The sequence below is a fragment of the Methylobacterium sp. Leaf94 genome, from assembly GCF_001426045.1.
Lineage (GTDB): Bacteria > Pseudomonadota > Alphaproteobacteria > Rhizobiales > Beijerinckiaceae > Methylobacterium.
Genome location: NZ_LMRM01000024.1, coordinates 21,169 through 34,960, shown reverse-complemented (window position 1 = coordinate 34,960; position 13,792 = coordinate 21,169). Strand labels below are relative to the sequence as shown.

The window sequence follows — 13,792 nt, the reverse complement described above, 5'->3', positions numbered from 1 at the left end:
ACGATCGCGTGGATGCGGGCGACGAGCTCGTCCTTGTGGAAGGGCTTGGTGAGGTAGTCGTCGGCGCCGAAGCCGAGGCCCTTCACCTTGTCCTCGATGCCGGCCATGCCGGACAGGATCAGGATGGGCGTCTTGATCTTCGAGGCGCGCAAGGACCTCAGTACCTCGTAGCCTGAGATGTCGGGCAGGGTCAGGTCGAGCAGGATGATGTCGTAGTCGTAGAGCTTGCCGAGATCGATCCCCTCTTCACCGAGATCGGTGGTGTAGGTGTTGAAGCTCTCGGACTTGAGCATGAGCTCGATGCTCTGCGCAACAGAAGCGTCGTCCTCGATCAGCAGAACGCGCATGGGCCAGGATCCTCCAAAGGTTGAGGCATCCTGAACGCGCATCGGCAACAAACGGTTAAGGTTGCGGCGCGGCTGGATTAAGCGACGGCCACGGACGCTGGGACGAGGTGCGCGTACATCCGGCGTCACCTTATCCCGGCATCGTGGCCGCATCCGATCTGGCCCGAGAGCCATCATCGGTATGAACTTCAGATGGGATCGTTATGGTTAATTTCCAATGAAGCTGCCCCGCCGCCCGATCTGCTCACGGGCCGGCGGGGAGGATCGTCCATCTCACACGCGAGCCGGTACGCAACGTGGCTCGAGGTCAGGATGCAGGCCTTCGGTTACCTAAACGATCAAACCTGGTCGTCGTCGCGCGTGTCGATGCGGGAATATGACGTCGAGCATGAGCCTCTGGCTTGCGCCGCGCGCGCCATGGCGATCCGATCCTGCATCAGGGTCGCTTGTGCGGAGCATCTTAAAAGTAGGCGCCCGCCCGCCTGATGGCCGGGCCCCTGGATCGGGTCGCGAGCAGCGCTTCGAGAGCAGCGAGTAGGCCCTGATCCCAAGCCGGGGCCAGGTCGTTGAGGAGCTGCTCCCACTCCACGTCGTCGACGTCAGGGCCGCGGATTAGATCTGCGACGTGGTCGACAGGATTGTAAACGATGTCCTCGATGCGGCCATCGCGCACGGCCCTCATGCCCTCCGAAAATGACATCGCGATCACATCTTCGGACGCCTGTCGGCCCATTTTTATGAGGCGCGCCGTTTCGGCGACGATTGCGGCGCGCTCGCGCTCGGCCTGCTCACGCTCCAGGATCGCCTGATCTCGCGCATCGTGACAGATCCGTAGGGCGAGATACTCTCCCCGGGGGAGGCGCGCCCGACCGGTCACCAGGCGTGCGTGCCCGGACGGGTGCCCGACCTGCTCGTGGTACGCATCCTGGAATTGCCGCATTGCGGGGGCGTAGGCGCGTCGGCCAGCGGCCACGGCCTCCTTCTTGGGCATACCCTGACGTAGGCATTCCTGCTCTGCGGCCTCCCGGGCGGCGTAGCCGGGGTGAAGCGCGGGTGCCAACATCGCAGTGTCTGTCGGAATAAGGACGGCGTGGAGGTGCGGAAATGTCTCGTCATGGTGAGCTACGATGGAGCAGATTGCGTTGTGTGCCCTGGCAAGATCCAGAAAGAACTTGGCTGCTCGGGCGCGCCACGCCCTGTATTTGCGGCGTTCTGCGAGGGACGCGCATGTTTCAGGCATCGCGACCGGATATGAGGCGACCCCCGCGAGGAGGACGCGCTGAGTCACCCGGATCTCCTTTCGCACGCCTAGCTTTGTCGTCTCATAGGCTTCGCCCAGGCGTCGATTGAGCTGGTCCGATATCTCAGCAAATGGGGGCCCCGCGATCTGGATCGGCGGCAGTGGATCCTCGACGTGCGCGCAACTCCCCGGGACCCGGCTGAGCTCGTCGATCACGAAATTTGCCCTGCCGCCTGTCCGGGCGTGGAGGTCGATATGGAGGAAGTTCGTACGCGTCATGATCGCGACCCTCGTTTGAGAGAGGGTGGCGAGGACCTCTGAAAATCGCAAAGCCCGGACTCGCATCGAAAGGCTATAGAGGGCGGACACTGTCATACTCGGTACCGACTATGACAGTGCACCCACCAAGAAATTGGGGTCCTCCTGATAAGAATATCGATCAGATCCAAAAAATCTCATTTTCGATATTTGCGATTTTCATAGGATCCCACGATCCTCGTCATCAACGCCGGTCTCAGGGTCGTAACCCCACCGGTCTGATCGAGGAGAGTAACCGTGATCGACGATATTCAGCTCACGAGAATCTTCGTCGCCAAGCGCGAGGTGCCTGACCTTTGCAGCGAGCTGGCCCTGCGCGGGAGCGGGATGGAAGCCTCGGTTCTGCTCGTCGGCGACCCGAACTACGTGGTCGATCTCACGGCTCGCGTGGCCGCGACGAAATACACCGACGTGAACGGCCTCATCAAATCTCTACCTGCGCACCAGAAGGTCGTGGTTCGCGATACGGGCGAAGGCATTGATCCGCTCACGCGAGAGGCTCTGTCGCCCGACACACTGCGTGCCTCGCTCTTCGCCCGCTACGGCAATCTGGTCCAGGCTGCAGTCCTACATCGCGACGGCCCGACGCCGATCGTGACCTTCATTCTCGAGCCGCCGGGGGGCACGTTTCGCGCCCTGGAAGCGCTGGATACGACGTGGCGCCCCAGAAAACAGAAACAGAAAATGTGCGCGGACGCCGCCGATGTGAGCTCGGAGGAAAGGCCCGCCGCACAGCGAGCCCGCAGCGTGAGCAAGGAGGCCCTTTTCGTCAGCTTGCCTCTTCTCCGCGTCGATCCGACCACGATCGAGGCGGCCCCGCTCCAGGGCGTCGACGAAGTCGCGACCTGCGGCGAGTTGGATTTCAACCTCACGCCCGGCGCGATGGGTAAGGACATCGACATCGATATCGGCCTCGTCTCCCCTCACGCTGCAGGCCCTGACTTCATGAGGGGTAGCCCCCTATCGCCCACCGCTTTCGAGCGCACGCACCGGTGCGCCGGCGAGATCGACGGTCGATCCGACGGTGTCGCGCAGGCCGGATCCGACGTTCGAGAAGTGTTCGCCGTAGGTCTCGCGGGTCTGGGGGTCGATCAGGGCTACGGGGGCGGCAACGGCCAGGGCAGCTCCGGTGGCGACCGTGGAGGCCGCGCCGGCGGCCGTGCTCACCAGCCGGTCGCCGATGCCGATCTGCCCGTCCGATATCGGCTGGCCGTCGGCGAGCCGCTTGCCCAGGAGGGCGACGACGTCACCGCTCGCGAACTTGCCGTGGTTGAGGGCGTCGGTCGACTTCACTGCGGACAGGTTCAGCACGGAGACGTTCTCGCGCTCGAGCTGCGTCCGGTAGGGTTCGACCGTCGGATCGATGGCGCCGAGGCGGACGCTGTCGCCCCAGACCAGGCGGGATACGGCCAGGGCCTGGTCGTCGCCGGAGACCATCAGGGTCAGGCGGGGGCGGTCACGGCCCATGTCGTGGAACGCGGCCCGGGCGAGGTCCATGTCGACGTCGGGGGCGGCCAGGATGACGTTGCGGATCTTCGGGGCGATCCGGCGCTCGCCGATGGCCATCTGGCGCAGGCTCTGGAGGGTCAGCCAATTGCCCATGGAGTGGGCCAGGATCGTCACCTCGCCGACGTTCGGGTCCTTCGCGAGGTCGCGCAGCAGGGTCTCGAGGCCGTTCCGGGAGAAGTTCGTGCTCTCCCGGTCGTAGCCGTAGGCCAGGACGGAGCCGCGCGAGGGCCAGGTGAACAGCACGGGTGCGACCTCGGCCCCGGAGTCGTGCACGATCTGGGCGAAGCGGAAGACGGCGTCCTCGAACTTGTTGTTGAAGCCGTGCACGAAGACGAGGACGTGGCGCTTGGCCGAACCCCGGACGGCCCGGTTCGTCTAGGCTGGGACCGTCGCGCGCTCGATCGGGTCGGCGCGCAGGGCGACGAAGTCGGTAGCTGGGTCGCCCGGGACCGACTTCGGCCATTGGACCGAGCCCGGCTGACGGATGGCATCGGGTGGGATCGAAACCGCCAGGTCGGTGTAGGTCACCGCCTCGCCGCGCTCGCCCGAGAACAGCACGCCGCGGTCGACTGCGGCCTTGCGGGTGGTGGCGACCAGCATGTCGACCCGGGAGGTGCCCGCGACCTGCGCGGCACCCGCGACGGGCAGGAGAACGCCATTGGGACGCCCGGCGCAGCCCGTCAGCAGGGCGATTGCCGTCATGCCGACCATACCGCCAGTGATCATACGCCCGAACCCAAAGGCTTCGAACACCTGTATCTCCTCGCACAACGCGCTGGAAGGCTGGACGGGCGATTGGTTCACGCACCGTCAAGACCGGGATACGATGCGATTGCAGCGCCGGGCAGTCCGCTCCGGTGGTTCTTGAATGAATGTGGCGACGGAGTCACGAAAGCCGCACCTGCTCCCGAACAGCGCCTCACGCGGGCTTCCGCCACAGCCGTAGGTCATGGCGATCGCCCTTCATGCGCTGGGCCTTACGCCGCCTTGCCACGTCCCTTGGCCTTCGGCTGCGCATCCTCGCTGCTGTCCCCGACTCGGCCAAGGCCAATCGATTTCGCCAGGGCCGAGCGCTGGGCAGCGTAATCCGGGGCGACCATCGGATAGTCCGCCGGAAGTCCGTAGCGCTGGCGGTAGCTGTGCGGATCGAGGCCATGGCCGGTCAGGTGACGCTTGAGCGTCTTGTACGTCCGGCCGTCAAGGAAACTGACGATGCCGCCGGGTGTCACCGACTTGCGGATCTGCGCGGACGTTGGCTTCTCATGGATCTCCTCCGGAGCGGTCTCCACCAAGCCGGAGGCGAGTCGCGTGAGCGCCGCATGAACACTCTGAATCAAGCCTGGCAACTCGGACGCCGGGGTCGAATTGTTCGAGACATAGGCGGAGACGATGTCACCGGCGAGGTCGATCAAATCGGTGGTTTGGTTGTTCAGCCTGTCCGTCATGCTACCATCTGGTTGTGATAAGTTCAGATAGAGACATGGCTGATACAAGATTAGTGTTCAAGATGGATGTGGCTTGCTTCTCGCATTCGTGCACATTCAATGCCCCATAGCCTCTTAGGCATTTCTCATGCTGCGCTGATGCGATCCAAGGCGTGGGGCATCGCATGTCAGATGTCCAAACGATGTGCGGAGCGAACGTTACGAGTCCTTGTCGGACTTCTCTTTAGTGAGCCGGAGGGCCTCGAGATGTGGGCCGAGGACAGGCGGAAGATACCCCTTACCAGGGGGAGCATCACACTGCGGCGCGAAACGCCGTCAAACCCCGCGAAAAACCCGCCATAGCCAGGGCTGGGCGGGTCTCATCGCGAGATTAGTGCGGGTAGGGCCTTACAGGTTCAAGAAAGCGTTGGCCGAGCCAACGATCGTGAAGGCGAGGCCGCCGGCGAAGGCAGCGATCATCGCGTAGGAGAAGCCTTTCAGCAGCATCCAGGTTTCCTTTCGATCAGCAGCGGTTTCCGCCCGAGGTCTGGCCGTACTGTTGGGTGGGGAAGTTCTGCTGGTTGGCGTTGCCCTCGGCGGCCGAGCTCATCGGGCAACCGAGATAGGCCGGGGGACGGCGCACATCGTTGACCGAGCCCGTGGTCTCGACGTCGTAGGGGGCGAACGAGGTGTAGCGGGAGGGGCTGTCATAGGCTATGGCGGACGAGATCGGAGCAACGCCAAGGACAAGGGCAGTGGCGAGGGCGGCGATACGGGCCTTCATTGTGGCTTAATAGCTCCTTCACAGTACGAACCAAATGTCTGGCTCGTTTCTCTCTGTTTGAAACTAATATGGGGAGGCCATTACATTCTTGACGTGCCAAGGAACACGCGGTGGCTCGGATTAAACCCGGGCTCGCCGCATCCGGTTTCAACGATCCTGGTATGGGCCTCGGAAGAGATCGCCTAAAGCTCTGCGCTTGAACAAGGTATACCAGCGCCGACGCCGATGTTCGGGGCGATCATGATTCATGTGGCAGCGTTGGCAGAAGGCAGCGAGGTTCCGAGCCGCATTGTTCGCCGTGTCGTGATCGCGGTGCCCGGTGGCCAGAACCACGCGCGTGGTGCGCACGCTTCCCAGAACGTCATCGGCTCCCATCGCCAGACAGATGAAGCGCCCGGTCCCATCCCGCCAGGAGCTCGCCTCTCCATCCCACCAGCGCCCATCGCCGAGATGAAAGACGCGCTGTCCATGAGGACGGGCGCAAACCTCGCAACGTCCCCTGGCTCGCTCGAAGCGGATGACAGCCGAGAGCTGTGGCCAGTCAATGGGGTAGAAGAAGCGGTGCTCGCGGCGGATCGGCATCAAGAGGATGCCTGCCGGATCGCCGCGGCGGCTACGTCTGCTTGGCTGCGGGTGCGTGCCTGGGGGAAGTAGCTGTAGAAGGTGTCCCGGCTGACCCCGAGGCGCTTGGCGATGGCCGCGATCGAGATGGTGCCCGAGTGCAGCAGGGCGCGACCTACCTCGATGTCCGCCGGCGTGAGCTTCTTGGGCCGTCCCCCTTTCCGTCCTCGCGCCAGGGCCGCCTTCAGCCCTTCCATGGTGCGCTCGCGGTTCAGATCCAGGAAGTACTCGGCCATGGCGCCGTGCATCTGCAGCGCAAAGCGTCCGTGCGCCGTGTCGCTGTCGAACTGCTCGGTGAGGGAGCGGAAGTGAACCTCCTTCACGCGCAGGGAGTCGATTGTCCGCATCATCTCGACGAGGGAGCGGCCGAGGCGATCGAGCTTCCAGACGACGAGCACGTCGGTGGGTCGAAGGTAGGCGAGCGCCGCCTCGAACTCGGGACGCTTGGTCCCGGCCTTGCCGGACTTCTTCTCCTCGAACAGCCGCTCGCACCCGGCTCGTGTCAGCGCGTCGCGCTGCAGGTCGAGGTTCTGATCGAGGGTGGAGACGCGGGCATATCCGACGAGCATGTCGGGATAGTGATTCAGGTGCGTTTAATCCGCAATAGAAATCCGGTCATATTTTCCCGACGAGAAGAAGGCGGTTTGAGGCCGCGCGGACCGGACCACACAGGAATGACGGGAAAACGATCGTTTTCCCTCGCAAAAATAATTCCTGCGCTTGAAGCAGAGGGAATTAGCTTGTTTCTATATGCACGAGCGTTTTACATTCATCAATAAAAACTCCGATTTAAAGATCGTGAGTATGACGGTTTGATTTATAGATGTATTAGCTTATCAAATTTAACTGCCGCTGGATTAGAAAGGCGTCCCACCACGCTCAGCCGCCATAGGATCCGCTCGATCCGCAGATCACGGACCGGGACGACGACTATTGTCCCGATGGAAATCTGGTCACGAATTGTAGCGACCGAGACTATTGCTACACCAAGGCCGCTCGCTACAAGTTGTTTGATCGCCTCCGTGCTGCCAACCACCAGACGGCGAATTGGGCAAATTTTATTGGCACTTAGTGCTTCGGAGACGATCTCACGTGATCCGGAGCCTGGCTCCCTGACGATAAAAATCTCTTCCGAAATGCGCGCTGGATCAATTGGCTCAGCTGCGTTCGCGAAGGCGTGGTCAGGCGAGGCGATTAAAACCATCTCGTCCTGACGCCAAGCTTCGCTGACAATACTTGGTTCCTCAACAGGTCCCTCAACCAATGCGACATCGATTGCGTGCTCGATCAGAAGGGCCACGATCGCTCGCGTATTGGCGCTAATAATGCTGAGTTCAACACCAGGATACGCACGATGAAAAATGCCGAGGTAAGTTGGGATCATGTAAGTTGCAATTGTGGTGCTTGCGCCGATCCGCAACATCCCGCTCCCTAGTCCCCGCAGAGCGTACAGTTCTTCTTCAGCCGCCCGCTCCATGGCGAAAAGAGTTTTGGCATGTCGCAGCAGGGCTTCGCCCTCTCGGGTTGGCCGAACTCCTCGGGCGCCACGGTCAAGCAGTCGACATCCCACCTGGAGTTCGAAATCCCGTACCCCTTGCGAGATCGCCGGTTGGCTGACGTGCAGCTCTTCAGCCGCTCGGGAGAAGCTGCCTGTCTGAGCTACGGTCGCGAAGAAGCGCAGGAGGTGAAGATTGAGAGCCATAACCACAGCTTATAAGGCCAAAATGGAATTATATTAGTGCGAATCGTGGAAAAGGGAGCAAAGTTATCCTGCGGGACGAGCAAAATAAGAAAAATGATGCTCCCTCTAGCTCGTTCTCTCTGAACGGATGAGGGGCTGGTTACACGCTCAAGAAAGTCCGGGCGGCGTTCGCGGCGCACGTCCTGGACGCCAACGAGGGAACGTCCAGGAGACACGCCATGCACCTTGCCACAGACCCCCCGATCGGTATGGGGATCGAAATCACCGCTTCAAACCAAGCCGCTGCTGCTGCCACGGCCAACATCGCCGGAAGGCTGGAGCGGCTGCCGATGTCGGCTTACCAGCGGAAAGTGTTCGCAATCATCGCCTCCGCCTGGCTCGTCGACCAGGTCGACGTGGCGCTGCTCACCTTCTTGCTAGGTTCGATTGTTGTCGCCTTCGGGCTCACGCCCACTGAGGCAGGCCAGCTCGCGGCGATGACCTTCGCAGGTCAGCTTCTCGGTAACATTGTGGCGGGTACTGCCGCCGATCGCTTCGGGCGCAAGGCCGTATTCCAGGTCACGATGGTGGTCTGGGGACTTGCCAGTCTCGCGGCCGCGGCGGCCTGGAGCTTGCCGGTCCTGATGGCCTGCCGCTTCCTGATCGGTGTCGGTGTCGGCGGCGAGGCGCCGGTCGCGCAAGCAATGGTCTCGGAGATTGTGCCGGCCAACGTGCGCGGCAAGTACATCGCCTTCATGGAGGGCTTCTGGGCCATCGGATACGTGCTCTCCGGTGCGATCAGCTTCTTCGTGCTGCCCTATCTCGGCTGGCGTTGGGCCTTTGTGATTGTGGGCCTGCTGTCGATGGTGGTGCTGTTAGTGCGCCGCTCCATGCCGGAATCCCCGCGCTGGCTCGCCGACAAAGGCCGCCACGTTGAGGCCGAAGCCGTGATGGCGACGATGGAGCGGGAAGTTGAACGGGCCACTGGCCGGCCGCTACCGCCGGTAGCGCCGTCCCTTGTAGACGCAGTCACGGCGCCCGTACCGTATCAAAACCCAATCGCAACCCTGTTCTCGCCTGAGTACCGCCTGCGCACGGTCATGGCCTTCGGAATGTGGTTCTTCGCGTTAATCGGCTTCTTCGGCCTTAACTCGTGGATCGCGGTGCTCCTGAAGGAGCGTGGCTTCTCGATCGTCGGCTCAGTAGGCTTCGTGACGTTAATCACGGTGGGCGGCATCCCCGGCTTCTTCACCGCGGCGCTACTCTTGGAAAAGATCGGACGCAAGCCGACCACGGCGGCCTTTCTCATCTGTTCGGCAATCGCTGCATATTTGTACGGCAACGCCGTCGATCAGACGTGGCTGTTCGTTTCGGGCTTCGTGATGCAGTTCTTCATGTTCGGTATGTGGAGCTGTCTCTACGCTTACACCCCGGAACTCTACCCCACCCGTGCCCGGGCGACGGGAGCTGGTTTCGCTTCGGCCTTCGGGCGGATCGGCGCCATCCTTGGGCCCATGATCGTGCCAGTGCTGGTGCAGAACTACGGCCCCGCCACTGCCTTCCAAGTCGGTGCGGGTGGGTTCCTCATCGCAGCTCTCCTCGTCCTGACGCTTGGCGTCGAGACGCGCGGCAAGGTGCTGGAGACGGTCTCTCACTGATCTGACCAACCTGGCGCTCGGGATCGTGCGCCGGGTTCCCCCTAACAAGGAGTGAAGAAGCCATGCCGATCGTAGACATGCGTAGCCGCCCGACCTTCCTGCACAAGTTCTTTGGCGGGGCGCCTGACACTCCTGAGTACGGCGTTGTGCGCTGGCTGAACGGGCGTGTTGGCGGCCGCGAGATCGACCACTTTACCCGAGGCATGACCGTTGAGGGCTTTTCTGCGGAAATGGACGGGGCGGGCATCGACGTCGCCGTCATGGTCGCCCGCTCGGTGCCGGGCGTGCGGATTGCCAACGACGACCTTGCTACGGTCGCTCGACACAACTCGAAGCGGCTGGTCGGCATCGCCTCGGTGGACCCAGTGGAGCTCGGCCGTGATGCTGCCGTGGCCGAAGCCCGCCGCGCGGTAACCGAGCTCGGCTTCAAAGGCGTCAACCTCGATGCTGGCTTCTACGGAGAAGCCATGCGCGCCGACGACGAGCGCCTGATGCCGCTCTACGAGCTGTGCCAAGAATTGGGGGTGCCGGCCTTCGTGATGTCTGGCCCGACGACGCCCGACTTGCGCCTCAATGACCCGCTCGCGGTCGATCGGGTGGCGAAGACCTTTCCGAAGCTGCCGCTCGTATGCTGCCACGGCTTCTACCCGAACGTCGCCGAAATGGTGACGGTGGCTTTCCGCAACGAGAACGTTTTCGTCTCGCCCGACATGTACACCTTCGCGCCGGGCGGCGGCCTCTACGTTGAGGCGGCCAACAGCTTCATGCGGGATCAGTTCCTGTTTGGCTCCTCCTTCCCGTTCAGGCCAATGCGGCAGGGCGTGGAGGATTTCCGCAAGCTCGGACTCTCCGAAGAAGCACTCGACGCTGCACTCTGGCGCAACGCAAACCGGTTGCTGGGGCTCGGCCTCGGCGCCTGACCACCTCCGAAGCTGCTTTTCAAGAGAGGTGTGCAATGAGGAAAGAAATTCCCAGACGTGAGGTCCTATTCGGCGCAGGCGCCCTAGCGCTGGTCGGACGTTCGGTCCTCGCGGCCGAGGTCGGTCTGCCCTTCGGCAATGGCGAGCGCCCACTGGTGGCTTATCCGGGCAAGCGCCCGCTGTTGCAGATGACGGCCCGGCCGCCGCAGCTCGAGACGCCGTTCTCGGTCTTTGACGAGGGGGTGATCACTCCGAACGACGCGTTCTTCGTGCGATATCACCTCGCCGACATCCCCACAGAGATCGACCCGGACACCTTCCGCCTCGCAGTACAGGGTCACGTCGAAGCGCCGGTTTCACTCGCGCTGGCCGATCTCAAGGCAATGCCGCAAACAGAGGTCGTCGCGGTCAACCAGTGCTCAGGCAATTCCCGCGGCTTCTTCGAACCACGTATGGCCGGTGGCCAACTCGCAAACGGTGCGATGGGCTGTGCGCGCTGGACCGGCGTGTCGCTGAAGACCGTGCTGGATAAGGCGGGCGTAAAGGCGGGCTCCGTCCAGGTCGCGTTCGAGGGGCTTGATGGACCTGTGATCCCGGAGACGCCGGACTTCGCGAAGGCCTTGAACATCGACCACGCTCGCGACGGCGAGGTGATGCTGGCTTGGGGGATGAACGGGCAGGAACTGCCTTGGCTCAACGGTTACCCCTTACGCCTCGTCGTGCCGGGGCTCTACGGCACCTACTGGGTCAAGCACCTCAACGCGATCACCGTACTCGACAAGCCGTTCGAGGGGTTCTGGATGAAGACCGCCTACCGTATCCCCGACACGCCCTGCGCCTGCACCGAGCCCGGCAAGGCGGCAGCCAGCACCGTACCGATCGGGCGCTTCAACGTGCGCTCCTTCCTCACAAACCTGATCGATGGAGCCAGCGTGAAGGCGGGCTCGACGCCGCTGCGCGGCATCGCTTTCGACGGCGGCTCCGGCATCAAGACGGTTGAGGTCTCCGCCAACGATGGGGGAACCTGGCTGCCTGCCAAGCTGGGTCAGGATTTTGGGCGTTACGCCTTTCGGGCCTGGACCCTGGACGTCGACCTTCCCGCCGGCTCCCACATCATTCGGGTCAAAGCGACGGCTAACGATGGCACGAGCCAGCCGATGGAACCGCGCTGGAACCCGGCCGGCTATATGCGCAACGTGGTTGAGAGCACCCGCGTGCGGGCGGCTTGAGGGAGAATGGGATGACGCGATTTCTTGTCACCAGCATCGCACTCATACTCGCTGCCGGCACGGCCGTGGCCGAGCCTCGGAGTTACGCGCTACCCGAGCCCACGGCACAGCTGCGAGCACCCCAAGGTGGGACGGACACGACTCACATAATCGGCTTCGAGGCGGCGCAAGCCAACTGCATGAGCTGCCACTCCGTCGACTACATTGCGATGCAGCCGCCAGGGAAAGGCAAGGCGTTCTGGGAAGCCGAGGTGAGTAAGATGATCAAAGTCTACCATGCGCCGATCGCTGAGGCCGACGCCAAGGTCATCGCCGCTTACCTAACAGCGACCTATTAAAAGCTTCTACAGCCCAGCATTCGCGGGTTGGGAAAAATAGCTCAGGCCTCAGATCAGAGCCACGACCTTTGCGGCGTACGAGGCGACCGTTTGAACCACAGGCAGGTCAGCGGCGTAGATGCGTCCAGCCAGGATCAGAAGCGCCAAGCTCCAGAATATCACACCGCCGATTCGGCGAGCGGTGTGGTCGCCCGCGGTAGATCTGTAAGCGCGCGCAACGCCCTCGGGGACCGGCTCGCCGAAGGGATCGAAAGTGATCGGTGATGACCACGTGTCAGGAGTGTTGCGCATGACAAGATATGTCGCGCCCAAGGCCGTCTCAAGCAAGGGAGGGGTTTTCCGAACTTCACTCCCTCTGGAGAGAGTACTTCTCCGCAATGGAGAACCAACGAACGTTTTCTTCCCAACACGCCTCAAAGCCGCATCGTGAGCCTAGACGCATCCCAGAAAGCCCCCGCAATGGCAGTGCTCCGCGAAAAGCCTGTCTCGCCGGCATCGGTTCTGCCTGGCATTGGCCTGTGCGTAGTGATCACGCTCATTGCCATGGCCGCGCAGGCCTTGGAAGAGCATGTCTCCGGTCACCCTTATGTTGAGGCCCTGGTGTTGGCTATCCTGCTCGGCATCGCAGTGCGCACTGCCTGGGCACCCGATGCGCGCTTCCACACCGGCATTGCCTTTTCCGCCAAGCAGCTTTTGGAAGTCGCCGTTACCCTGCTTGGAGTCTCGCTCAGCCTTGGCGCGATCCTCGCTTCTGGCCCGGCGCTCTTGGGAGGTATCGTCGGAACGGTGATCCTCGGCATCGTAACGAGTTTTCTCATTTGCCGTGCGTTCGGCCTGCCCGCGCGCATGGCTATCCTGGTGGCCTGTGGCAACGCAATTTGTGGCAACTCAGCCATCGCCGCGGTCGCGCCGGTGATCGGGGCTCAAGCCAAGGACATCGCCGCTTCGATTGCCTTCACGGCGGTTTTAGGTGTGCTCATGGTGCTCGGGCTGCCCCTGTTCGTGCCGCTGGCCGGGATGAGCGATAACCAGTATGGGGTGCTGGCGGGGCTGACGGTCTACGCGGTGCCGCAAGTGCTGGCAGCGACCGTGCCCGTGAGCCTCCTGAGCACGCAAGTTGGCACGCTGGTTAAGCTCGTACGCGTTCTCATGCTCGGCCCCGTCGTGGTGGCCTTTTCACTGATTGCCTCGCGGCTTCCGGTCGAGCCCGGCACTCCAACACGGAAGGCTGGGCGGCTCGGCCTCACCAAGTTGGTGCCATGGTTTATCCTCGGCTTCCTGGCGCTAGCGACTTTGCGCTCTCTCGGTCTGATCCCGGACGTCGCGGTGAAGCCGCTGACCCAACTCGCGGGGTTCCTCACCGTGTTGTCGATGGCCGCTCTTGGTCTTGGCGTCGATGTCCGTGTGCTTGCACGCGTCGGTGGGCGCGTCACGCTCGCTGTCACTGCATCGCTGGCTGTTCTGATCGGGGTCAGTCTGTTGCTGATCCGCGTGCTCGGCATCACTTGAACGACGCACCGTCAAAAGTCGCTAGGATGGCTACTCAGGCGCACAAGAGGCAGTGAGGTCGCGTTCCTGGGACACGAGCAGGGATGCCGCACCAAGCGTCGGCCTGACGCAAGGGCTCCAGACTGCGCCGAGAAGCAGGCCGACTCCGAACTGACCCGGCAAGCCGGCGATCGAGAAGGGCCTGTCGCGAACTCAGTGTCAGGCCGCGGAAGGC

15 protein-coding genes and 2 pseudogenes are annotated in these 13,792 nt (G+C 62.7%); 5 read left to right on the top strand and 12 right to left on the bottom strand.

What is annotated here, in order from left to right:
• The 10 genes and pseudogenes from ASG63_RS14395 to ASG63_RS24275 form a co-directional block, all read right to left on the bottom strand.
• A partial coding sequence (locus ASG63_RS14395) for a response regulator (protein WP_156394199.1) occupies nt 1–347 on the bottom strand: 347 nt, incomplete at its 3' end.
• 460 nt (nt 348–807) lie between these two features.
• Nucleotides 808–1,866: a hypothetical protein gene (locus tag ASG63_RS14390; protein WP_156394198.1), complete on the bottom strand. Its 1,059-nt coding sequence runs from the start codon at nt 1,864–1,866 to the stop codon at nt 808–810.
• 606 nt (nt 1,867–2,472) lie between these two features.
• Nucleotides 2,473–2,832, bottom strand: a complete 360-nt coding sequence (locus ASG63_RS25310) for a hypothetical protein (protein ID WP_156394197.1) — start codon at nt 2,830–2,832, stop codon at nt 2,473–2,475.
• Between the two features lie 33 nt (nt 2,833–2,865).
• Nucleotides 2,866–3,771, bottom strand: a pseudogene (locus ASG63_RS14385) (alpha/beta hydrolase); the annotation flags it as partial.
• 18 nt (nt 3,772–3,789) lie between these two features.
• Complete coding sequence (locus ASG63_RS26500) at nt 3,790–4,167, bottom strand: hypothetical protein (protein WP_244479911.1); 378 nt, start codon at nt 4,165–4,167, stop codon at nt 3,790–3,792.
• 224 nt (nt 4,168–4,391) lie between these two features.
• The gene (locus tag ASG63_RS14380) at nt 4,392–4,859 is read right to left on the bottom strand and encodes a MucR family transcriptional regulator (RefSeq protein ID WP_056217554.1); all 468 of its coding nucleotides are present in this window, start codon (nt 4,857–4,859) and stop codon (nt 4,392–4,394) included.
• 502 nt (nt 4,860–5,361) lie between these two features.
• Nucleotides 5,362–5,622 carry a hypothetical protein gene (locus ASG63_RS14375; RefSeq protein ID WP_056217551.1) on the bottom strand — a complete coding sequence of 87 codons (261 nt, stop codon included), beginning with the start codon at nt 5,620–5,622 and terminating at the stop codon, nt 5,362–5,364.
• Between the two features lie 147 nt (nt 5,623–5,769).
• Nucleotides 5,770–6,204 (bottom strand): hypothetical protein, encoded by a 435-nt coding sequence (locus ASG63_RS26495; RefSeq protein ID WP_082559314.1) that lies wholly within the window; start codon nt 6,202–6,204, stop codon nt 5,770–5,772.
• Nucleotides 6,204–6,812 (bottom strand): recombinase family protein, encoded by a 609-nt coding sequence (locus tag ASG63_RS14370; protein ID WP_056217547.1) that lies wholly within the window; start codon nt 6,810–6,812, stop codon nt 6,204–6,206. Before ASG63_RS14370 ends, ASG63_RS26495 begins: the two co-directional genes overlap by 1 nt.
• Before the next feature lie 248 nt (nt 6,813–7,060).
• Entirely contained in the window at nt 7,061–7,945 is an 885-nt protein-coding gene (locus tag ASG63_RS24275) for a LysR family transcriptional regulator (RefSeq protein ID WP_082494103.1), read from the bottom strand.
• Nucleotides 7,946–8,193: 248 nt separating this feature from the next.
• On the opposite strand from ASG63_RS24275, the gene ASG63_RS14360 reads away from it, so the two are divergent.
• The 4 genes from ASG63_RS14360 to sorB all read left to right on the top strand — a co-directional run bounded on the left by ASG63_RS14360 (nt 8,194) and on the right by sorB (nt 12,069).
• Entirely contained in the window at nt 8,194–9,582 is a 1,389-nt protein-coding gene (locus ASG63_RS14360; protein WP_056217571.1) for an MFS transporter, read from the top strand.
• A 62-nt stretch (nt 9,583–9,644) separates the two neighbouring features.
• Nucleotides 9,645–10,502 (top strand): amidohydrolase family protein, encoded by an 858-nt coding sequence (locus tag ASG63_RS14355; RefSeq protein WP_056217543.1) that lies wholly within the window; start codon nt 9,645–9,647, stop codon nt 10,500–10,502.
• A gap of 35 nt (nt 10,503–10,537) precedes the next feature.
• Nucleotides 10,538–11,731: a SorA family sulfite dehydrogenase catalytic subunit gene (gene sorA, locus ASG63_RS14350; protein WP_056187088.1), complete on the top strand. Its 1,194-nt coding sequence runs from the start codon at nt 10,538–10,540 to the stop codon at nt 11,729–11,731.
• An 11-nt stretch (nt 11,732–11,742) separates the two neighbouring features.
• Complete coding sequence (sorB, locus tag ASG63_RS14345) at nt 11,743–12,069, top strand: SorB family sulfite dehydrogenase c-type cytochrome subunit (RefSeq protein ID WP_056160309.1); 327 nt, start codon at nt 11,743–11,745, stop codon at nt 12,067–12,069.
• A 48-nt stretch (nt 12,070–12,117) separates the two neighbouring features.
• Here the strand turns inward: sorB and ASG63_RS14340 are convergent, their stop codons facing one another.
• On the bottom strand, nt 12,118–12,396 hold the full coding sequence (locus ASG63_RS14340; protein ID WP_244478466.1) for a hypothetical protein: 279 nt from the start codon (nt 12,394–12,396) through the stop codon (nt 12,118–12,120).
• A gap of 132 nt (nt 12,397–12,528) precedes the next feature.
• Here ASG63_RS14340 and ASG63_RS14335 point away from each other — a divergent pair, with 132 nt between their 5' ends.
• On the top strand, nt 12,529–13,578 hold the full coding sequence (locus ASG63_RS14335) for a YeiH family protein (protein ID WP_056160311.1): 1,050 nt from the start codon (nt 12,529–12,531) through the stop codon (nt 13,576–13,578).
• 54 nt (nt 13,579–13,632) lie between these two features.
• On the opposite strand, the pseudogene ASG63_RS26490 reads toward ASG63_RS14335, so the two are convergent.
• Nucleotides 13,633–13,746: pseudogene (locus tag ASG63_RS26490) on the bottom strand (cytochrome c biogenesis protein CcdA); the annotation flags it as partial.
• Nucleotides 13,747–13,792: the final 46 nt, after the last annotated feature.

Bases quoted from the DNA above. Each gene is read 5' to 3' on its own strand.
- ASG63_RS14390 (WP_156394198.1), bottom strand. From the start codon at position 1,866: ATGACGCGTACGAACTTCCTCCATATCGACCTCCACGCCCGGACAGGC.
- ASG63_RS14355 (WP_056217543.1), top strand. From the start codon at position 9,645: ATGCCGATCGTAGACATGCGTAGCCGCCCGACCTTCCTGCACAAGTTC.
- ASG63_RS14380 (WP_056217554.1), bottom strand. From the start codon at position 4,859: ATGACGGACAGGCTGAACAACCAAACCACCGATTTGATCGACCTCGCC.
- sorB (WP_056160309.1), top strand. From the start codon at position 11,743: ATGACGCGATTTCTTGTCACCAGCATCGCACTCATACTCGCTGCCGGC.
- ASG63_RS14370 (WP_056217547.1), bottom strand. From the start codon at position 6,812: ATGCTCGTCGGATATGCCCGCGTCTCCACCCTCGATCAGAACCTCGAC.
- ASG63_RS14335 (WP_056160311.1), top strand. From the start codon at position 12,529: ATGGCAGTGCTCCGCGAAAAGCCTGTCTCGCCGGCATCGGTTCTGCCT.
- ASG63_RS14375 (WP_056217551.1), bottom strand. From the start codon at position 5,622: ATGAAGGCCCGTATCGCCGCCCTCGCCACTGCCCTTGTCCTTGGCGTT.
- sorA (WP_056187088.1), top strand. From the start codon at position 10,538: ATGAGGAAAGAAATTCCCAGACGTGAGGTCCTATTCGGCGCAGGCGCC.
- ASG63_RS24275 (WP_082494103.1), bottom strand. From the start codon at position 7,945: ATGGCTCTCAATCTTCACCTCCTGCGCTTCTTCGCGACCGTAGCTCAG.
- ASG63_RS26495 (WP_082559314.1), bottom strand. From the start codon at position 6,204: ATGCCGATCCGCCGCGAGCACCGCTTCTTCTACCCCATTGACTGGCCA.
- ASG63_RS14360 (WP_056217571.1), top strand. From the start codon at position 8,194: ATGGGGATCGAAATCACCGCTTCAAACCAAGCCGCTGCTGCTGCCACG.